The sequence below is a fragment of the Caballeronia sp. GAFFF2 genome, assembly GCF_023631485.1.
Lineage (GTDB): Bacteria > Pseudomonadota > Gammaproteobacteria > Burkholderiales > Burkholderiaceae > Caballeronia.
This window is the reverse complement of the sequence record NZ_JALQDA010000057.1, coordinates 1-21751: the sequence shown is the minus strand read 5'-3', so window position 1 is coordinate 21751 and position 21751 is coordinate 1. Positions and strand designations below refer to the sequence as shown.

At 64.1% G+C, this 21751-nt stretch carries 13 protein-coding genes; 8 read left to right on the top strand and 5 right to left on the bottom strand.

All coding sequences use genetic code 11. From position 1 onward, the window contains the following. Positions 1-293, top strand: a 293-nt coding sequence (locus NCT04_RS33480; RefSeq protein ID WP_250470116.1) for a hypothetical protein, incomplete at its 5' end; no start/stop codon positions are given. Between the two features lie 12 nt (positions 294-305). On the opposite strand, the gene NCT04_RS33475 is transcribed toward NCT04_RS33480, so the two are convergent. Then, the gene (locus NCT04_RS33475) at positions 306-677 is read right to left on the bottom strand and encodes a hypothetical protein (protein ID WP_250470115.1); all 372 of its coding nucleotides are present in this window, start codon (positions 675-677) and stop codon (positions 306-308) included. 80 nt (positions 678-757) lie between these two features. Then, positions 758-1438 carry a nitroreductase family protein gene (locus tag NCT04_RS33470; RefSeq protein WP_250470114.1) on the bottom strand — a complete coding sequence of 227 codons (681 nt, stop codon included), beginning with the start codon at positions 1436-1438 and terminating at the stop codon, positions 758-760. 279 nt (positions 1439-1717) lie between these two features. Here NCT04_RS33470 and NCT04_RS33465 point away from each other — a divergent pair, with 279 nt between their 5' ends. Beyond that, a complete protein-coding gene (locus NCT04_RS33465; RefSeq protein ID WP_250470113.1) occupies positions 1718-1918 on the top strand; it encodes an MOSC domain-containing protein in 201 nt (66 codons plus the stop codon). A gap of 158 nt (positions 1919-2076) precedes the next feature. Here the strand turns inward: NCT04_RS33465 and NCT04_RS33460 are convergent, their stop codons facing one another. From NCT04_RS33460 to NCT04_RS33450, 3 genes are read right to left on the bottom strand one after another with little or no spacing between them, the layout of a single operon-like run. Then, on the bottom strand, positions 2077-3468 hold the full coding sequence (locus NCT04_RS33460) for an efflux transporter outer membrane subunit (protein WP_250470112.1): 1392 nt from the start codon (positions 3466-3468) through the stop codon (positions 2077-2079). A 7-nt stretch (positions 3469-3475) separates the two neighbouring features. Then, positions 3476-5440 carry a MacB family efflux pump subunit gene (locus NCT04_RS33455; RefSeq protein WP_250470111.1) on the bottom strand — a complete coding sequence of 655 codons (1965 nt, stop codon included), beginning with the start codon at positions 5438-5440 and terminating at the stop codon, positions 3476-3478. Beyond that, positions 5434-6618, bottom strand: a complete 1185-nt coding sequence (locus NCT04_RS33450) for an efflux RND transporter periplasmic adaptor subunit (RefSeq protein ID WP_250470110.1) — start codon at positions 6616-6618, stop codon at positions 5434-5436. Before NCT04_RS33450 ends, NCT04_RS33455 begins: the two co-directional genes overlap by 7 nt. Before the next feature lie 427 nt (positions 6619-7045). Here NCT04_RS33450 and NCT04_RS33445 point away from each other — a divergent pair, with 427 nt between their 5' ends. The 6 genes from NCT04_RS33445 to NCT04_RS33420 form a co-directional block, all read left to right on the top strand. After that, a complete protein-coding gene (locus NCT04_RS33445) occupies positions 7046-7282 on the top strand; it encodes an MbtH family protein (RefSeq protein WP_250470109.1) in 237 nt (78 codons plus the stop codon). A gap of 4 nt (positions 7283-7286) precedes the next feature. Beyond that, a complete protein-coding gene (locus NCT04_RS33440) occupies positions 7287-8057 on the top strand; it encodes a thioesterase II family protein (protein ID WP_250470108.1) in 771 nt (256 codons plus the stop codon). Next, positions 8045-9022, top strand: a complete 978-nt coding sequence (locus NCT04_RS33435; protein WP_250470107.1) for a TauD/TfdA family dioxygenase — start codon at positions 8045-8047, stop codon at positions 9020-9022. Before NCT04_RS33440 ends, NCT04_RS33435 begins: the two co-directional genes overlap by 13 nt. Before the next feature lie 65 nt (positions 9023-9087). Then, entirely contained in the window at positions 9088-10518 is a 1431-nt protein-coding gene (locus tag NCT04_RS33430) for a cupin domain-containing protein (RefSeq protein WP_250470106.1), read from the top strand. Positions 10519-10692: 174 nt separating this feature from the next. Next, positions 10693-11637, top strand: a complete 945-nt coding sequence (locus NCT04_RS33425) for a YqcI/YcgG family protein (RefSeq protein WP_250470105.1) — start codon at positions 10693-10695, stop codon at positions 11635-11637. Positions 11638-11662: 25 nt separating this feature from the next. After that, positions 11663-21751: non-ribosomal peptide synthetase (locus NCT04_RS33420; RefSeq protein ID WP_250470104.1), on the top strand; the 10089-nt coding region annotated here is incomplete at its 3' end.

Below are 21751 nucleotides of genomic sequence, written 5' to 3'. Positions count from 1 at the left end.
ACTACAATCACAAACGTATCAAGATGAAGCTAGGAGGCGTGAGCCCGGTCGCATACCGGTCTCTGCTCGCAACAGCACAGCTGTCACACCGTCCAACTTTCGGGGGTCACTTCAAGGCAGACCGATCCCGCTTCGTCGAGCAGGGGTTTCGCATCGGCATGAAAATTCAGCGGATGAGCGACGAATCGCGGGGCGAGTGCACGCCTGAACGCGGTCTCAGGGCATTCCTCTTCGCGCGGCAATTCGACGGCAGCAAGCGTCGTGCTTTCAATCATCGTGCTCATTGCAGATAGGTGACGCGGCGTTCACGATTGCGCAGTGGCACGCCGACATCGAAGAGCGTCGTCGCGAAGCAGTGTGCGATGTCGCGAAAGCGACACGATCTCGCCCGACGAGAACCAGGCATTCAGCAGGCTGCGCGCCGACACGATATCGTGCGACTGGAAATGCGCGAGCACCTGAAGCAACTGGGTTTCGTCGTAGGAGAGTTCGGACGAACAACGGCAGCGGACGTCGAGCGGGCGCCGCGCCGCGATCGACCATTCCCCCATCAACAGGTCGAAACATTGCAGGCCGTCGCGCGACAGACCCGCGTCGAGCAACACGTCCTGCCAGGTCTTGCGCCCGCGCACCGCATCGCAGTCTGGGCGAAACCACGCGCGCACGGCGTCGGTCACGAGTTGATCGTCGGCATCGGGAAATTGCTCGAATGCATCGTCAAGCAGGGACGGGCCGCGCATCGGGAGCATGCTGATACTCATGATTCGCTCACCGCGGAAATGATGGCATGCGTGTGCCCGACGCCGGTCCATTCGCGCAGATGCGCGGCGCACGCGGGGCGTTTGGCGCTGCGCGACTGTTGTTTCGGCGTGCCGATGAACAGGAAACCCAACAGGCGTTCATTGGCATCGAAGTCGAGTGCTTGATGCAGAAGCGCATCGTAGGCATCCGCGCCGGTCGCCCAGAAACCGCCGTAACCGAGCGCATGAATGGCGTTGAGCATGTTCATGGCGGCCGCGCCGACCGACAGCAGTTGCTCGACTTCCGGAATATGCGATGCAGGATCCACCGCCGCGCCGAGCGCGATGACAAGCGGTGCGGCCGTCGCGCGCTGCCGGCGATGTTCATGCGTTTCCGCCGGTTCAGCCGGGGCGCGGGCGCGAGCGGCATCGACGAGCACTTGGCCCAGCGCCTCGCGCGCGTCGCCACGGACCAGCACGAAGCGCCAGGGACGCAGGCGGCCGTGATCGGGTGCGCGCAATGCCGCATCGACGATCAGCGCGAGTTCGTCATCGCCCGGTGCCGGTTCGACGAGCGGCCAGTGTGACTGGCGCGAGAGCAGGGATCGCAGCACGGTGTCGGCGTCCTGCCGGCGTTGAGCGGCGAGGTTGGCGCCCTGGGTATCCTGTGCGGCTTTAGGCGACAAAACGGTATCCATGTTCGGCGGAAGATTCGCTTGAAAGACCCAGATGATCGTCCAAAACGTACCTAATTGCAAATCATTCGCATTTGCAAGTCTAGCTGGACCGACTGTTTCCGCGCTGCGACGAAGGCGCAACTGCCGGTTAGGCTCGGCCGTTTGGCCAGCTTGCGGCGCTTTTGAGCTCGAGAAGATTGATGCAAGTTTCATCAGTAGCCGGCCCATCGTCATCGACGAGGCCTGGCTCGACAACCTCGACGCGCGCCTTGCGCAAAAAAGGGCGCACCCGCCATTCCGATGGATCGCTTCTGGCCCGACGGGGTGGTATCGGGACTCGGCGGGATCGAAGAGGATTTCGTCGATACGCTAATTTCCGACGGCATCGTTCTGCGCATGGTCAAGCCCTGCGCGCGCTGTCCGATCACGACCATCGTCCAGACACAGGCCGAGCGTGACGAGCGCTGGCCGAACGAGCCGCTCGATACCATGCTCGGCTAGCGCGTGAATTCGCGTCTCGATGACGGGCTGACGTTCGGGTAAAACGCGTTTGCCGCCATGGGCGTGGGAAACAAGTCGCGCGTATGCGCCCAGGGCCAGGTTCGAGTTTGCGTTTACGGATGCTTTTTGACATTGGTGCATGCCGTGTGAACGCATCATCAGCGCGCATCGTTCGCACGCCAGCCGCCACCCAGCGCGCGATACGTCGACACCGCCGCCTGCAGCCGTGCGAGACGCACCTGCACGCGCTCGTCCTCGGCAGTGTAGAGCGTGCGTTGCGCGTCCAGCACGGTGAGCGCGGTTTCCGCGCCCGCACGGTAACGGCTTTGCGCGAGTTCGAGCGTGTGGCGGGCTTCGCGCAGTTCGTCGTCCTGGGCCCGGCTCTGTGCGTCCGTACCGGCGGTGGCGTTCAGCGCGCGTTCGACATCCGCGAAACTCGTGACGACGGCTTGCCGGTACGTCGCCAGCAATTCCTCCTGCTGCGCCAGTGCGAGATCACGTCCGGCGGCCAGCGCGCCCGCGTCGAAGATCGGCGCAGTGAGGCCCGCCGCGATGGTGTAGAGCGGATTGTCGAAAATGCGTTGCGCGCGGTCGCTGCCGGTGCCGAAGGACGCCGACAGCGTGATGGTCGGGAACATCGCGGCGCGCGCGGCGGCGACATTCGCGTGGGCGGCGGCGAGTTGCGCTTCGCTGTAGGCGATATCGGGTCGCCGCATCAGCAGTGTTGACGGCACGCCCGCACCGATGTCCGGTGCGCGCAGGGCATCGAGCGAGCGGGTGCCGATCGTGAAGCCGGACGCCGGTACGCCGAGCAGGGTCGCAAGCTGCGCTTCGCTGTCACCCGCCTGCTGACGCAGTTGCGCCACTGCGCGTTGTTGCGCGGCGACCAGCGTGCGCTGCTGCGCGGCATCGAGCGCGGTGACGAAGCCCGCGCGGTACTGCGATTCGACCGTGCGCAGAATGCCGCGCGCGGTATCGAGATTGCCTTGCGCGATCCCTTCGCGTTCGCGCAGCGCGACGGTCTGGAGCCATGCATTCGCGACATCGGCGCTCAGCGTGAGCTGCACGGTCGCGCGGTCGAATTCGGAGGCCCGCACCCGTGCGATGGCGGCATCGCTGGCGGCGCGGTTCTTTCCCCAGAAGTCGATTTCGTAGCTGGCGAGCAGGCCCGCGTCGAAAGCGCTGCCGCTCGGCAGATCGTTGTTGACCATGAAGCCGCCCTGACGGCTGGCATCGGCGAAAGCGCTGAGGTTCGGCAGACGCGCCGCGCCGGCGATGGTCGCATTGGCGCGCGCCTGCTTCACGCGTGCGATGGCGGCGGCGACGTCGTAGTTGCCGATCGAAGCCTGGGCGACCAGCCGGTCCAGTTCGTCGCTGCCGAAGCCGCGCCACCAGTCGGCGCTGACGGCATCGCCGGTAGTCGAGGACGATGAGAAGCGGTAAGTCGCCGGCACCGCAACATCGGCGGCGGGCGGTGGCGGATTGCTCAGGCACGCGGACAAGATGAGCGGCAAGGCGAGCGGCGAAATGAGCGGCAGACGTCGTTTCATCGCATCCTCACTCGCTCGACAGCGCTACGACCGGATCGAGCCGTGCCGCCTTGCGCGCGGGCATGAAGCCGAACACCAGACCGGTGGCGAGCGCACACGCGAAGGCCCCGAGGATCGCCCGCACCGAGAAGATCGTCGGCACGTTGGCGGCGATCAGCACCGCGCCGATCAGCACGCCGATCACGACGCCCAGCGCTCCGCCGATGCCCGATACGAGCGTCGCCTCGGTCAGGAACTGCCGCAGGATATCCCGCTGGCGCGCGCCCGTTGCGATGCGGATGCCGATCTCGCGCGTGCGCTCCTTGACCGTCATGAGCATGATGTTCATCACGCCGATGCCGCCGACCAGCAGCGAAATGCCTGCGATCAGGCCGAGCATCAGTGTGAGCATGTCCTGGGTTTCGGTCTGCGCCTTGACGGACGCGGCGCGGTTGTAGATCTGGAAATCGCGCACGTGATGCGCGCGTTCGAGCACGCTGCCGATCTGCGTCGCGGTCTCGGCGGCGAGATCGAGTTCGTCGATCAGCACGGAAATCCACGAAAGATGCGTGGTGCCGAGCACGCGGCGCGCACCGGTGGAGTAGGGCACGAGGATCACGTCGTCGTCGTCGGCATCGCCCGAGGTCGCGCCTTTTTCTTCGAGCTCGCCGATCACCAGAAACGGTACGTTGTTGACCAGAATATGCGCGCCGACCGGGTTCGCCGCGCCGAACAGCTTTTCGCGCACGCGCTTGCCGATCAGGGTGACGGTGGCGAGGCGGCGCTCGTCGTCGTCGTCGAAGAACACGCCGTGCACGGGCGTCCAGTTGAGCACGCGCGAGGCATCGGGGCTCACCGCCCACAGGCTGGTGTGGATATCTGCGTTGCCGTGACGCAGCGTCACTTGGCCCATCAGAAAAGGCATCGCCACGCCGACATTCGGTATTTGGGCGACGCGCGCTACATCACCCATGTCGAGGGTGCCGCCGGGGCCACGCGCATTGTCGCCGCCGGGCGTCACGTACATGCGGTTGGTGCCGAAGCTCGCCATTTTGGCGATCACTTCGCGCTCCGTACCGCGCCCGATCGCGAGCATGACGATCACCGAGGCCACGCCGATGATGATGCCGAGCAGGGTCAGCAAGGTGCGAAAGCGGTTGATCCACACCACGCGCCACGCGGCCCGCAGCGCTTCGCTGGCATCGGCGATGAACGAGGCGGTGCGCGCCGAGGACGAAGACATCGAGCCGAGCAGGCTTTGCGCATCGAGCACGCCTTCGCGCGACGAGGGCTCCGTGCTCGCGTGCGCCGAATCCGCGACGATCTCGCCATCGCGAATCTCGATCACGCGCCGCGCGCGCGCCGCCACCTGCCGGTCGTGCGTAATCAGGATGATGGTATGACCCGCCGCCGACAATTCGTCCAGCAGCGTCATGACTTGCGCGCCGCTCTTCGAATCCAGCGCGCCGGTCGGTTCGTCGGCCAGCAGGATATGGCCGCCGTTCATCAGCGCGCGGCCGATCGACACGCGCTGCTGCTGTCCGCCCGACAACTGGTTCGGCCGATGTTCCAGCCTTTCGGCCAGTCCCAGCCGCGCCAGCAGTTCGGTGGCGCGGGCGCGGCGTGCCTCGGGTTTCACGCCGGAATAGACCGCGGGCACCTCGACGTTTTCGCGTGCCGATTCGGTCGCAATCAGGTGATAGCCCTGAAACACGAAGCCGAAGGCCTCGCGCCGCAGCCACGCGAGTTCGTCTGCGCCGAAGCTCGTCACATCCTGACCCGCGAAGCGATAACTGCCCGATGTAGGGCGATCGAGACAACCGAGGATATGCATGAGCGTCGACTTGCCCGAACCGGATGCCCCGACGATCGCGACGAACTCGCCCGCCTCGATGGACAGCGACACGCCGCGCAGCACGTCGACGGGCGGCTCGTCGCCGTGGCCCCCATAGGACTTGCGCACCTCGCGCAGCTCGATCAGCGGGCTCACCATTGGAACTTGCCGTCGGCGGCGCGCACGCGGCGGATACCGGTGACGAGCTGGTCGCCGGGCGCGAGGCCCGAGCGGATTTCGGCGTTCAGCCGGTCGTGCACGCCGACGCTGACCTGCCGCGTGATCACGTGTCCGTCATCCAGCACTTGCGCGGTGTAGCGGGACTTCGAATCGTCGGCCGGCTTGAGTGCGGACAAGGGCGCGACCACCACGTCATGCGCCTCCTGCGCGACGAAGAACACCTGCGCGCTCATTTGCGGCAGCAGTTGATTGCTCTCGTTGCGCACGTCGAACAGCACGGTGTAGAGCACCACCTTGCCCGTGTTGTTCGCGCTGGCGGCGGGCGGCGGCTGGCCATCGGCCGAAGGCGCGGCGGTGTTCGGCGGCGCGGGCAGGATTTGCCGGACCGTGCCGGTCCAGCGGTGGTCATCCGCGCCGAGCGTCGTGAAATAGACCGGCATGCTGGGCCTGACCTTCAGCACATCGGCTTCCGAGACCTGTGTCCATACCGTCATGGTCGAGAGATCGGCGATCCGCAGGATGATCGGTGTCTGATAGGTCGCGTTGAGCGTCTGCCCTTCGCGTGCATCCAGGGTGACGATGGTGCCGGACATCGGCGCGTAGATTTTGGTGTAGCCGAGCTGGGCCTCGTCGCCGGAGAGCGTGGCGCGTGCGCCTTCGATCTCCGCGCGCAGATCGTCGAGATTCGCGCGCGATTCCTGCTGCGCGGCGTAGGCGCTTTGCAGGTCTTCGTCGCGCGTGGAGCCTTCGGACATCATGCGACGCTGACGTTCGTACTGATGCTGCGTGAAGGCGAACTTCGCCTGCTCGCTCGCGAGTTTCGCGCGCAGGCTGGTGAGGGCGGAGCGGTCCACATCGTATTTCGCCTGCTGCACGCTCGGATCGATCTCGACGAGCAACTGGCCCTTCCTGACCACATCGCCCGGCTGCACGCCGATGCGGCGGATTTCGCCCGAGGCCTGCGAGCCGATATCGACATAGCTGTGTGGCTGCAGCGTACCGAGCGCGGCCACGCTCGACTCGATATTGCCGCGCCCGATCTTCACGGTATCAATATGTTCAGTGATCCGAAACAGCAGCGCCCAGAATAGGACCGCGAGACAGACGAGAGCGAGCAGGAGAACAAACCGAAAGGGTCCGCGTTGGAGGCGTCTCATTGAGTGTTCGAATAATGGGATCTGCAGCGAGGTCACATGAAGCATCGTGACGGGCCGCGTTGGGCCGGTTCGCCGTCGGCCGCTGAGTATAAACAATTCTCATTTACACGGTAAACCCTCATCGCACCTCGGCGAGCCGCGCCGGTACTTGAACTGGCGGCCGGAAAGCCGTCGGATGACCCGGTCGTTACACTCGAATGAATATCGATATCGGCCTCGATGTCTTGACTTCCTGCCCTCAACCCTCTATCGTGCTCTATCTAAATAGGAACGATTCGCGTTTACACGTAGTAAGGTTTTCACAAGAATTTCACGTAAAAAGTCGTGTGAAGGGTGAGTATCCCGCACGAAGTTTCGACGACCCGTCTCATCGTGTCGTCATATTCGTGAGTGATTCTCAATTAAGCGCGGCTATCAAGGAGCAAAGATGAGCTGGGGCGATGACACCACCACCTTCCACGTCGTCATGAACGACGAGGAACAGTACTCGATCTGGCCGGATTTCAAGGCGATTCCGGCGGGATGGCGCGCCGTCGGCAAGTTCGGCAACAAGGCGGATTGCCTTGCGTATATCGACGAGGTGTGGACCGACATGCGGCCGCTCAGCCTGCGCAAGCACATGGCCGACGAGGACGCGAAGCGGGCGGCGCGCACGGCGCACTGAAGCGATGAGCGCATTCGTCGACGACACGGCCATGCAACTCGTGGACCTGATCTGCCTGCCGCACGCAGGCGGCCACGCGCTCTTGTACCGACGCTGGGCGCAAGCCTTGCCGTTCGGCGCACGCGTGCGGGCGCAGGATCTGCCCGGTCACGGAGCACTGCGCGCGCTGCCGCCGCATACGGCATGGCCCGATCTGACCGATGCGCTCGCTACCTGCGTTCTCGCGCAACTCGACGCAAACGTTCCCTATGCCGTGATGGGTCACAGCATGGGCGCGCTCACCGGCATCGAACTGATTCGCGAGATCGAACGCAGGACGGGACGGCAGCCGGTGTGGTTCGGCGTGTCGGCCTGTGTCGCGCCTTCGCGGCGTGCGCGTGAGGAACACTGGCTCACGTGCACGCGCGACGCCATGATCGAGCGTTTGCGCAAGCTCGGCGGCACGCCCGAGGCCTTGCTCGAAGACCGCGAGTTCGTCGATTTCATGTTGCCCGTGCTGCGTGCGGACTTTCATCTGTGCGGCACCTATCCCGTGCAGGCGCGCGGTGAGCCGCTGGCGTGTCCGATCGATGTGTTCATCGGCGACGGCGACAGCGCCACGGCGAATCGCGACGACGTGAATGCGTGGTCGCACGAGACGCGACACCGCTGCACGGTGCATCGCTTCGCCGGCGGGCATTTCTTCATCGAGGAGAAGCTGGACGCGGTGCTGGCCATCGTCGCATCGACGCTGGTGGAGGTTCGCACGCAACAGCCCGAGTTATGGACGCACTGATCAACATCCCGGAAATCGCGCTGCACGAGCGCGTGATCGAACATCACGGTACGCGCGTGCTCGAACTCCGCCCGGCCGATGGCGAATTGCCCGATGCCTGCGCGAGCGGCTTGCAGGCACGCATCGAACAGGCGAAGCGCGAATACGGTGGCGTACTGCTGCGCGGATTCGCGTCGTTGGGCGCGCAAGGACTCGACCGCTTCGCGTCGCTGTTCGGCGAAACCTTGCAGGCCTATGAGTTCGGTTCCACGCCGCGCAGCCGGATTGGCGGGGCCGTATTCTCATCGACCGAATATCCGGCTGACCAATGGATCGATCAGCATAACGAACAATCGTATACGTTGCGCTGGCCGGAGTCGATTTTCTTCTATTGCGACATCGCCGCCGAAGAAAACGGCGCGACTCCGGTTGCCGACAGCCGCGTCGTCTATCAACGGCTCGATCCGGCGTTGCGCCGGCTGTTCGCATCGAAGCAGATCATGTACGTGCGCAATTTCGGCAATGGTCTGGATGTGCCGTGGGAACAGGTGTTCGGTACCGAAGACCGCGCCGAGGTCGAACGCTATTGCCGCGCCAACCGGATTGCATTCGAGTGGCTCGACGATGGCGAAGCCTTGCGCACGTGCCAGGTGTGCCAGTCGGAACTGGTCCATCCACAGACCGGCGAGACGGTGTGGTTCAACCAGGCGCATCTGTTCCACGTATCGAACCTGCCGGACGACGTGCGCGAAGCGCTGCTCGAAATCGTTGATGAAGACCGCCTGCCGCGTAACACCTTTCTTGGTGACGGCGCGCCGATCGACACCGCGATGCTCGATGAAATCCGCGCTGTGTACCGCGACACCATGCTGTCGTTTCCCTGGCAGCCAAACGATCTCCTTGCGCTCGATAACGTGCTGATGTCGCACGGTCGCGCGCCGTTCAAGGGCAAACGCCGCGTGCTCGTCGCCATGACCGGCCGATAGTCGACAGCCGATAGCAGCAGTCCAGGACATTCAGGCAACACAAGCAAAGAAAGGACATCCACATCATGACGCAGCCCGTGCCACCGCTCTTCGACTTCAGTTCCTTCGATGGAAAGAGCGAGCACTATCTCTCGCTCATCCGGCAGTTCGCCGCCGCCACGCCGTACCGCAGCGCGACGGTCGATGAGCTGGTGCTGGACAGCGACTATCATCGGCGCCCGCTGCGTCCGGAGGATTTCGAGTTCCTCAAGTTCAGAAAGCCGGTGCGCAACCATAACGTTAGCCGCCTGCCTGCGCTGGCGTCGAACCGCACGCTGCTGTCGATCTATGAACTCGATGTGGCACGTCTACCGAACGATACGAGCGCGGCAGAATGGTCGCGTTATGCCGACTTCTATCGCGACGACACCCGCGCGCTCGGTGCGCAGATCGCGCCTTTCCTCGAAGCCTATGCATTCGAGTATCTGTCGCTCGACGCCGATTCGACCGAAAGCCCGGACGCCGCCGCCGCGCGTCTGATGCAGATTGTCGATGAAGAAAGTGCCTTCTGGGAGCGTTCGTTCGCGCGTCTCGTGCGTCAGGACTATCTCGAAGAAGGATTGCGCTTCATCATGGTTCAGCGCTGGTCGCTGGCCTTGTCGAAGCGTCGCGCCCTGGCGCGAGCCAGCGCGAGCGGATTTTTCGACAGCCTGCCCGTGGACACGCGCCCGACGCTGTCAGGTGATCTTCCCGACGATGCACTGCTGCGCCGCGTTGCTGGCTTTGCGGGTCTCACGCGCGAGCAGCATGCGTACTGGCAGTTCTATCTGCCGACGAGTCTCGCCAAATGCAACCTGCTCTACGCGCTCGCGCGCAGGCCGGACCGTGCCTTTGCGTTCGTGGGCGCGGCCTTTGCAGCAGAAGCCGAGTGGCTCGCGTTCGGCATCGGACTGGAGAAGGCGTGTGCGCATCTTCAGCCGACCAGCCGCAAGCCCGCGGATGTCGTCGTGCGTCGTGCCGAACTGGCGGCGCGCTTCGCGCAGGCGCTCGAACACGCCGCGCAGCAGGTCAACGGCGCTGCGGTCGCGCAGGCCGTGCAGGGTGTGATCGCGGGCGAGCGTCTGGCCGAGCGTGCGCGCTGGGATTTGAGTGAACAATTGCGCTGGCTGTCGGCCATCCGGCGCTACGTGGAGTTCGCGCATCGCATCAGCGCGCGGATCGATCGCGAATGCCCGGATATCGATCGCGAGACCTTCGTGGAACCGCTGGAAATGTGCTCGACCACGCATGTCCACAACGATCATCGGCTAGTCACCATTCAGGAAGGCGACATGCTGTTCTGGGGCAATGTCGGCATGCAGCTCGACATGCATCCGGGCGACATGGTGCTGATTCCGGACGGACGCCTGCATGGCTCGACCGTTACCTCGCCGGAATGCACCTACCATCAGCCGATCATTCCCGACGACTGGGTTCAGGCGCTGGTCGTCGAACTCGACGCGCACGCATCCGCGTGACATTCCAGGCGCTTCGACAGAAAGCGCAGGCAGACGCACCCCACAAATCGAGCAGCACGAAAAGCCCTTGGAAACAGGGCATCGACGAGGCGCGCCGGCCACGCTTTGCCCAGTGGCGCAATGAACGGCACACGACGCGCGTCGCATGGGTGGTGTTGACCAACAGGAATGACAATGCAATCAAACGATGACGTTGCGCACTTCGATGCCAGTGACTGGACCAGCCGCGTGATTTCGGGAACCCGCACCGGCGCGGCGGCGCAGGCGCCTGCGTGGCTAGCGGGTTCGTATGCGACGCTGCGCGAGCAGGTGATGCATCCGGAATACCCGTGCTTCTTCGGCACCATTGCCGAGCGGCGCGGCGAGATGTTCTATGCGTGGGTGAACGGCAAGGACATTCGCGACCTGCCCGCGACGATGCAGACCTTCTCGACATTGGCGTCCCGTCCGGAGTTTCGCCGCAACAACATCGCCGTGTTCTTCGAGCCGGACGACGAGCCCTTGACGCACGAGCAGTATCAGGACCTCTTCTGGCAGACGCTGCAACATCTGCACGATGTCGATCCCGATCCCGAAGCGGACAAGCAGCCCGATCCGTCGCAGGAAGAATGGGAGTTCTCGTTCGCGGGTGTGCAAATGTTCGTGGTGTGCGCGCTGCCGACCTTCAAGGTGCGTCACAGCCGCAATCTCGGTCCGGGCATGGTGTTGCTGTTCCAGCCGCGCAGCGTGTTCGTGGACACCATCACCAACAAGGTGATCGGCCGCGAGGCGCGCAATCAGGTGAGAAAACGCCTTGAAACATGGGACGACGTGAGCGCGCACCCGGATCTCGGCTTTTACGGCGATCCCGGCAATCTCGAGTGGAAGCAGTATTTCCTGACCGATGAAAACATCGCCGCCGAAGACCGCTGCCCGTTCCTCAAGCGCAAGAAGGCGCAGGGGCAAGCGCATGCGCTCGGTCATGCCTATGCGCCGCGTCATGCCGCGCCGCAGCGTCACACGGAGAAGCTCAATCCCGCGCGCCACGACAGCATGGGCAAGCGCCTGACGAGCGTCGATCAATGGCAGGCCGGCATGCCGCCGCGCTCGAAGACGCACAACGATCAGAGCGAAAGCTGAACATCGCAGGACAGAACATAGAGACATGAGCGACACGACACACGCAGCCGTCCCCGATTTGCTCGCCGTATCGAAGGCATACGTGCAGTTGCCCGCCGAGAAGCGCAGGCAGTTCCGTCATCAGTTGCGCGCGCGCGGCATGCAGGCATCGCGTCTGCCGATCGTGCCGTTTCCGGACCGTGGTGCGATGTTTCCGCTCTCGCATGCGCAGGAGCGCATGTGGTTCCTATGGAAGCTCGATCCGGCGAGTGCGGCGTACAACATCACCGGCGCGGTGCGCTTGCAGGGCACGCTGGACCGGCGCGCGGTGCGGGCGGCGCTCGATCGTCTGGTCGCACGGCACGAGAGCCTGCGCAAGCATTTCATCGAACGCGATGGCGTGCCGATGCAAGTAACGGGAACGGCGGACTATGCGTGGCGCGAGCGTACGTGTCCTGAAGACATGCAGGCCGCGCTCGATGCGCTCAGCAACGAAGCCTTCGATCTCGAACACGGACCGCTGCTGCGCGTGACCTTGCTGCAGAGTGCGCCGGACGATCATGTGCTGCATATCGCGATCCATCACATCGTGTCGGACGGCTTGTCGATGAGTGTGTTCGTCGATGAATTCGTTTCTGCGTATCGCGCCGAACTGGGCGTTGCGCCGTCCACGCACGGACGCGATGACGAACCGATCCAGTACGGCGATTTCGCGGCGTGGCAGCGCGAATGGCTCGACGACGAATCGCTGGCCGGTCAACTGGCATACTGGCGTGGCGAATTGGGCGGTGAGCAACCGGTGCTCGAACTGCCCTTCGATCGCGTGCGTACCGGCATGCGTCGTTCGGCGGGGGCGAGCGTTGCGCGTACCGTCGATGCGCGCACGGCGGCCGCGTTGCGTCGCGTTTCGCAGGCTGCCGATGCGACCTTGTTCACGACGCTGCTGTCGGCTTATCAGGTCTTGCTCTCGCGTTATGGCGGGCAGGACGATATTCGCGTCGGCGTGCCGGTGTCGGGACGCGACCGCGACGAGACCGAGCGGGTGATCGGCTTCTTCGTCAATACGCTGGTGTTGCGCGCGCGGATGGACGAGGCATCGACGTTCATGCAACTGCTCACGCAGATGCGCGCGCGCACGCTTGCCGCCTATGCGCATCAGGACGTGCCGTTTTCGCGGCTGGTGCAGGAGTTGCAGCCGCAGCGCAGTTTCGGACACACGCCGCTGTTTCAGACCATGTTCAATTACCTCGGTGCGCAGGGCGGCCCGATCGAACTGCCGGGTCTGACGGTCGCGGATATTTCTTCGGAGATGCAGACTGCGCGATTCGATCTGGTGTTGAACGCGCGTGAGCGTGGGGACGGACTGGAGGTGTCGTTCACCTACGCGCGTGACGTGTTCGATGAATCGACTGTAGCGCGCTTGCTCGATCATTACGTGTCGCTGCTGAGCCAGATTGCGGTCGATGGCCATGTGCACCTCGGCGCGTTGACGCTCGATGCACCGGCTTCTGCTCCTGCGCTTGCTGAACACGCATTCGCGCCCGTTGGCGCACGCGTGGCCGAACAACGCATCGGCAATGCGGTGCATTGCGAAGGCGTGCGCCTGAGCTATGCCGAGTTGCAGGCATGGTCGGCGCGGATTGCGCATGCGTTGATTGCGCGCGGCGTGCGTGCGGAAACGCGTGTGGGCCTGTGCTTGACGCGCTCGCCTGCGTTAATCGCTGCATTGGTAGGCGTGCTGCGTTCGGGCGGCGCTTTCGTGCCGCTCGATCCGGCTTATCCCGCCGAACGCCTGCAAACTATGCTGGACGATGCCCGCGTGCAATGCGTGATTGCGGACGCCGACACGCTCGGGCAATGCGGAGCCTTGTTCGAAGGCATCGATGTGATAGATGTGAACGGCGTAGGGATGCTTGCGGACACGGCACCCGATGTATCGATCCACCCCGAACCCCGCCCCTACGTGATCTACACGTCAGGTTCCACAGGCAAGCCCAAAGGTGTCGCGGTGAGCCACGTCTCGCTGTCACGGCATCTGGACGACTTCATCGGGTGCTACCGCATCACATCGGACGATACGCAGCTTCAGTCGTCGACCATCAACTTCGACGTCGCATTGCACGAAATGCTGCCTGCCTTGATGCAAGGCGGACAAGTGGAAATGCGTGGCCCGCAACTCTGGGATATCGACACGACGAGTCGCCATCTGCGCGATGCGCGCGTGACCTTCTCGCGCATACCGACCGCGTACTGGCAGCAGTGGCTACGCACACCACCGCCCGCACATGAACTGGCCGCACTGCGCCAGATCACCGTCGGCGGAGAGGGCTTGCCGGGCGATGCCCTCGCGCAATGGCGACGTGGACCCCTTGCGCACATCCGCCTTGACAATCTCTACGGTCCCACCGAAACGACAGTCGCCTGCATGTATCGGCAGACGAATGAGGCGGACACCCGGCAGAGCATCGTCTCGATCGGCGAGCCGTATGCATCGCGCTGCGTGCAAGTGGTGGACCGCTTCGGCAACGAAGCACCGGTCGGAGGACTCGGCGAGTTGTGCATCGGCGGGCTGACGCTCGCACGCGGCTATCTGGGCCGCGCGGATATCACGGCGGAGCGCTTCGTGCCGGACCCGCGCACGCCGGGCGCACGGATGTACCGAAGCGGAGACCTGTGCCGTCGCCGCGCGGATGGCGGCATCGACTTTCTGGGGCGACTGGATCAGCAAGTGAAGCTGCGAGGCTTCCGCATCGAACTGGGTGAGATCGAAGCAGCGCTGCGCCAGATCGAAGGCGTGAGCGCGGCGATCGTGGCGCTCACAGGCGAAGGCGAATCACGTCAACTGGTCGGCTACGTGGTCGGACAGGATGACGTACGCCTGCTGCGTCGCACGCTGGAAGCACGGCTGCCGTCGTACATGGTGCCCTCCTCATTCGTCGCACTCGATGCCTTGCCGCTGATGCCCAACGGCAAGGTGGATCGCGCGGCACTCCCGGCACCCGAAGCGCCCTCGCACAAGGAACACGTCGCAGCCCGCACACCGCTCGAAGCCGAATTACTGTCGATCTGGCGAAGCGTGCTGAATCGAGCCGATATCGGCGTGACGGAGAACTTCTTCGAAGCGGGCGGGCATTCGCTCTTGCTGATGCAGGTGGCCTCGCGCATTCGTCAGGAGATGGGGCGTGAGGTATCGCTGGCGACCTTGTTCATGCATCCCGTGCTGGAGAGTCTGGCGGCGGAGTTGGAAGCGAGTGAACGTCAGACGGTCGAGCGGATTCGTGCGCGTGCAAAAGACAGTCGCATTCCGCTGACGCACGCGCAGGAGCGTTTGTGGTTCCTGTGGAATCTGGAGCCGCAGAGTGCGGCATACACGATTGCGGGAGCGGTGCGACTGAAGGGCAAGCTGAACAAGGCCGCGGTGCGCACGGCGCTCGATACGCTGGTGACCCGTCATGAAAGCCTGCGCACGCGCTTCGTGGAAGAGGATGCGCAGACGTGGCAAGTGGTGGATGAGCAACCGCGCTACGGCTGGCACGAAGCCGCGTACGAAGGCGAAACGCAACTGCAAGCGCTGTCTCACGCCCCGCTCGATCTGCGTCAGGGTCCGATGCTGAAGGTGGCGCTGCTCGCTGTGAACGAACAGGAAGCGGTGTTGCACTTCGCGATGCCGCACATCGTGTCGGATGCGTGGTCGCAGGGCATCTTGCTACGCGAGTTCTCTAACGCGTATGCAGCGGCGTTAGGTCATGAGGTGACCCCACCCGAAGCACTGCCGATTCAATACGGCGACTATGCTGCATGGCAACGCGAGCACACCAGCGACGCGATGCTGGAAGCGCAATACGCGTATTGGCAAGCCACCCTCGGCGACGACCATCCGGTGCTTGAACTGCCCGTCGATCGTGTGCGGCGTGGCCCACGCACCAGCGCCGGCGCTACACTCGAACGCCGCCTCGATCCGACGCTCTCTCAAGCGCTCGATACACTCTCGCAAACGCAGGGCGTCACGCGTTTCATGACGATGCTCGCCGCCTTCGGTCTCCTGCTCGGCCGATGCAGCGGCCAGCGCGATATCCGCATCGGCGTGCCCGAAGCGGGACGGGACCGTCTTGAAACCGAGCCGCTGATCGGCTTTTTCGTGAACACGCTCGTCATCCGCATGGAGGCACGCGGCACGCAGCCCTTCGAGGCCTTGCTTGCCGAGGTACGCCAGCATGTACTCGATGCCCAGTCCAACGCCAGCGTACCTTTCGCGAGGCTCGTCGAGCGTCTGCAACCGCAACGCACCACGAGTCATACGCCGCTGTTTCAGGTGTTGTTCAACTACAGCGAACAGACCGCCGCCGAACTGAATCTGCCGGGCGTGCAGATCACGCCGCTTTCAAGCACGACGAACAGCGCGCAGTTCGATCTGTCGATGGAAGTGACCGGCGACCATGCGCTCACGCTCGGCCTGAACTACGCGACCGATATTTTCGATGCATCGACCATTCATCGTCTGCTCGATGATTACGTGACCGTGCTAGAACACATCGTCCGCGATGCGGGCATTCGCGCGACGCAGATCGAACTGGACCGCACGGCGGATGCGCAAGCGAACGCGCGTCCGTTGATTGACTACACGTTCACGCCGACACCCGCACTCATCGCGATGCAGGCCGCGAGCACGCCCGATGTCATCGCCGTGCGCTGCGGCGACGAATCGACCACATACGCCAAACTCGATGCATGGGCGAACCGCATCGCAGCGCATCTGCACGCCAGCGGCGTACGACACGAGGCGCGCGTGGGCATCTGCACGGCGCGTTCGGCGGGCATGGTCGCGGCGCTGATTGGCGTCATGCGTTCGGGTGCCGCCTATGTGCCGATCGATCCGGCGCTGCCTGCCGAACGCATCGCCTACATGCTTGACGATGCCGGCGTGGCATTCGTGATCGCAGACGACACGACGGCGCGATCGTTCGATGGCGTCGTCGCCCGCGTGATCCGTCTCGCACAGACGATGAATGCGCCCTCGCACGACGCAGGTGTTTTCGCTAACATTCACGCCTCGCAACTGGCGTATGTGATCTATACGTCGGGCTCGACGGGCAAGCCCAAAGGTGTCGGCATCTCGCACGATGCCTTGGCGCGCTTCCTCGCCAGCATGCGTGTGCGCCCCGGCATCGGCGCTGACGACGTGATGCTGAGCGTGACCACGCTGTCGTTCGACATCGCCGCGCTCGAGCTCTATCTGCCGCTCGTGACCGGCGCGCGTATCGAGCTTGCGCGGCGCGAGGACGTCACCGATGGCGAACGTCTCGCGGCATTGATCGCACGCTCGGGCGCGACCATGATGCAGGCCACCCCGATGGGCTGGAACGTATTGCTCGGAGGCGGCTGGCAGGGCACGTCCGGCGCAGGCGCGACATTCAAGGCCTTGTGCGGTGGCGAAGCCTTGCCCGCAGAACTCGCGTCACGCCTGCAGGCACGCGGCGTCGAACTGTGGAATATGTACGGTCCGACCGAGACGACCATCTGGTCGAGCATCGCACAACTGAATGATTCACGCGCCACGCTCGGCGAGCCGATCGAAGGCACGACCTTTCATCTGATCGACGCCGATGGTGCCAGCGTGCCGAAGGGCGGTATCGGCGAACTGTGCATCGGTGGTACGAACCTCGCGCGCGGCTATCTCGGCCGTGCCGCGCTCACGGCCGAACGCTTCGTGCCCGATCCATTCACGCACGGCGCGCGGCTCTATCGAACCGGTGATCTGTGCCGCATCGAAGGCGGACGCCTGGCGTACGTGGGGCGTGCCGATCATCAGGTGAAGCTGCGCGGTTTTCGCATCGAACTGGGTGAGATCGAAGCGTCGTTGCGCCGTCTGGAAGGCGTGCGCGATGCCGCCGCTGCGGTCAAGGTGGTCGCCGGCCAGCCGATGCTCGTTGCGTATCTCGTCACTGTGGGCGGCATCGATGCCGAGACCGCCGGATGGCAGGCGGAACTCGCGCGTCATCTGCCGCCCTACATGGTGCCGCAGCGGTTCGTCCCGCTCGATGCGTTGCCGCGCACGCATAACGACAAGCTCGATCGCAATGCCTTGCCCGTGCCTCGGCATGAGACCGATGACGCGATAAAGGATGCCCCGCGCACCGCCACGGAACTCGCGATCGCGAATATCTGGCAGAGCGTGCTCGGCGTCGATGCTGTGAGCGCGAACGACGACTTCTTCCTGCTCGGCGGCGAATCCTTGCGCGCGTTGCGCATGATCGCTGCCATCAGGACCGCGTTCGATATCGATCTGCCTGTGCAGGCCGTATTTGCGCATCCGGTTCTTTCGGCGCTTGCATCCGTGGTCGACGGGGCGCGCGACAGTACGCGCGGTCCGCGAAGCATCGCCGTGCATGAGGACCGTCGCGCGCCTGCGCCGCTTTCGTTCGAGCAGGAGCGTTTGTATTTCTTCTCGCGCCTCGATCCCGAAAGCGCCGCCTATAACCTGTCGGGCGCGGTGCGGATGGAAGGCGCGCTGGATCGCGATGCCGTGCGCGCGGCGATCACGGCACTCGTCACGCGGCACGAGAGCATGCGCACGACCTTCGTCGAGGGCGACGAGGGCCCGGTGCAGATTGCATCGCTGATTGCGGAGCCGGCATGGTCGGTGCTCGATTTCGCGGACGTTCCGGAGGCTGTTCGCGAGGAAAGTGTCGATGCCGCGCTTCGCGCCATCGCGCGTGCGCCGTTCTCGCTCGAACGCGGTCCGCTGTTGCGCGTGACGCTGCTGCGACTGGCGACCAACGAGCATGTGCTGCAATTCGTCATGCATCACATCGTGTCGGATGCATGGTCCGTGCGGATCATGATCGACGAGTTCGCGCGCGAATATTCGAATGCGCGAGGTGGCCGGAGTGCGGCGCTCCCCGCCTTGCCGATTCAGTACGCGGACTATGCACGCTGGCAGCGTGACACGTATGCCTCTGCGCGCCTCGACGACGATCTGGCGTACTGGCGCATGCGACTGGCCGGCGACGAACCCCTGCTTGCCCTGCCGTTCGATCGCTCGCCTCAGGGCACGCGCAGTCAGGATGGTACGCGTGTGAGCATCGCGCTTGAAGCGTCCGTGCAGCGAGCGGTGACGGCCGCGGCGCAACGTCATCGAAGCACGCCGTTCGTCGTGTTGCTCGCGGTCTTCGACGTGCTGCTCGCGCGCTACAGCGGCAGCGATGACGTGCGTATCGGCGTGCCGGTGGCGGGGCGCGAACATGGCGACACGCAGGCGCTGATCGGCTTCTTCGTCAATACGCTGGTGATCCGCAGCGAGCTGGCCACGCTGCGTAACGTGGACGAGCTGATAGCGCACGTCCGCGAGCGCGTACTCGAAGCGCAGGCGCGTCAGGCGGTGCCGTTCTCGCGCGTGGTCGATGCCTTGAGTCCGGGCCGCAGCCTGGCGCAGACGCCGCTGTTCAACGTCATGTTCAACTTCGAACCGGCGCTCGGGCGTGATGCGTTCGCGATGCCGGGGCTGCGTGTGACGCCGATGGAATCGGGTACGGGTGCGGCCCGCTTCGATCTGGTGTTGAACGCGCGTGAGCGTGGGGACGGACTGGAGGTGTCGTTCACCTACGCGCGTGACGTGTTCGATGAATCGACTGTAGCGCGCTTGCTCGATCATTACGTGTCGCTGCTGAGCCAGATTGCGGTCGATGGCCATGTGCACCTCGGCGCGTTGACGCTCGATGCACCGGCTTCTGCTCCTGCGCTTGCTGAACACGCATTCGCGCCCGTTGGCGCACGCGTGGCCGAACAACGCATCGGCAATGCGGTGCATTGCGAAGGCGTGCGCCTGAGCTATGCCGAGTTGCAGGCATGGTCGGCGCGGATTGCGCATGCGTTGATTGCGCGCGGCGTGCGTGCGGAAACGCGTGTGGGCCTGTGCTTGACGCGCTCGCCTGCGTTAATCGCTGCATTGGTAGGCGTGCTGCGTTCGGGCGGCGCTTTCGTGCCGCTCGATCCGGCTTATCCCGCCGAACGCCTGCAAACTATGCTGGACGATGCCCGCGTGCAATGCGTGATTGCGGACGCCGACACGCTCGGGCAATGCGGAGCCTTGTTCGAAGGCATCGATGTGATAGATGTGAACGGCGTAGGGATGCTTGCGGACACGGCACCCGATGTATCGATCCACCCCGAACAACTCGCCTACGTGATCTACACGTCAGGTTCCACAGGCAAGCCCAAAGGTGTCGCGGTGAGCCACGTCTCGCTGTCACGGCATCTGGACGACTTCATCGGGTGCTACCGCATCACATCGGACGATACGCAGCTTCAGTCGTCGACCATCAACTTCGACGTCGCATTGCACGAAATGCTGCCTGCCTTGATGCAAGGCGGACAAGTGGAAATGCGTGGCCCGCAACTCTGGGATATCGACACGACGAGTCGCCATCTGCGCGATGCGCGCGTGACCTTCTCGCGCATACCGACCGCGTACTGGCAGCAGTGGCTACGCACACCACCGCCCGCACATGAACTGGCCGCACTGCGCCAGATCACCGTCGGCGGAGAGGGCTTGCCGGGCGATGCCCTCGCGCAATGGCGACGTGGACCCCTTGCGCACATCCGCCTTGACAATCTCTACGGTCCCACCGAAACGACAGTCGCCTGCATGTATCGGCAGACGAATGAGGCGGACACCCGGCAGAGCATCGTCTCGATCGGCGAGCCGTATGCATCGCGCTGCGTGCAAGTGGTGGACCGCTTCGGCAACGAAGCACCGGTCGGAGGACTCGGCGAGTTGTGCATCGGCGGGCTGACGCTCGCACGCGGCTATCTGGGCCGCGCGGATATCACGGCGGAGCGCTTCGTGCCGGACCCGCGCACGCCGGGCGCACGGATGTACCGAAGCGGAGACCTGTGCCGTCGCCGCGCGGATGGCGGCATCGACTTTCTGGGGCGACTGGATCAGCAAGTGAAGCTGCGAGGCTTCCGCATCGAACTGGGTGAGATCGAAGCAGCGCTGCGCCAGATCGAAGGCGTGAGCGCGGCGATCGTGGCGCTCACAGGCGAAGGCGAATCACGTCAACTGGTCGGCTACGTGGTCGGACAGGATGACGTACGCCTGCTGCGTCGCACGCTGGAAGCACGGCTGCCGTCGTACATGGTGCCCTCCTCATTCGTCGCACTCGATGCCTTGCCGCTGATGCCCAACGGCAAGGTGGATCGCGCGGCACTCCCGGCACCCGAAGCGCCCTCGCACAAGGAACACGTCGCAGCCCGCACACCGCTCGAAGCCGAATTACTGTCGATCTGGCGAAGCGTGCTGAATCGAGCCGATATCGGCGTGACGGAGAACTTCTTCGAAGCGGGCGGGCATTCGCTCTTGCTGATGCAGGTGGCCTCGCGCATTCGTCAGGAGATGGGGCGTGAGGTATCGCTGGCGACCTTGTTCATGCATCCCGTGCTGGAGAGTCTGGCGGCGGAGTTGGAAGCGAGTGAACGTCAGACGGTCGAGCGGATTCGTGCGCGTGCAAAAGACAGTCGCATTCCGCTGACGCACGCGCAGGAGCGTTTGTGGTTCCTGTGGAATCTGGAGCCGCAGAGTGCGGCATACACGATTGCGGGAGCGGTGCGACTGAAGGGCAAGCTGAACAAGGCCGCGGTGCGCACGGCGCTCGATACGCTGGTGACCCGTCATGAAAGCCTGCGCACGCGCTTCGTGGAAGAGGATGCGCAGACGTGGCAAGTGGTGGATGAGCAACCGCGCTACGGCTGGCACGAAGCCGCGTACGAAGGCGAAACGCAACTGCAAGCGCTGTCTCACGCCCCGCTCGATCTGCGTCAGGGTCCGATGCTGAAGGTGGCGCTGCTCGCTGTGAACGAACAGGAAGCGGTGTTGCACTTCGCGATGCCGCACATCGTGTCGGATGCGTGGTCGCAGGGCATCTTGCTACGCGAGTTCTCTAACGCGTATGCAGCGGCGTTAGGTCATGAGGTGACCCCACCCGAAGCACTGCCGATTCAATACGGCGACTATGCTGCATGGCAACGCGAGCACACCAGCGACGCGATGCTGGAAGCGCAATACGCGTATTGGCAAGCCACCCTCGGCGACGACCATCCGGTGCTTGAACTGCCCGTCGATCGTGTGCGGCGTGGC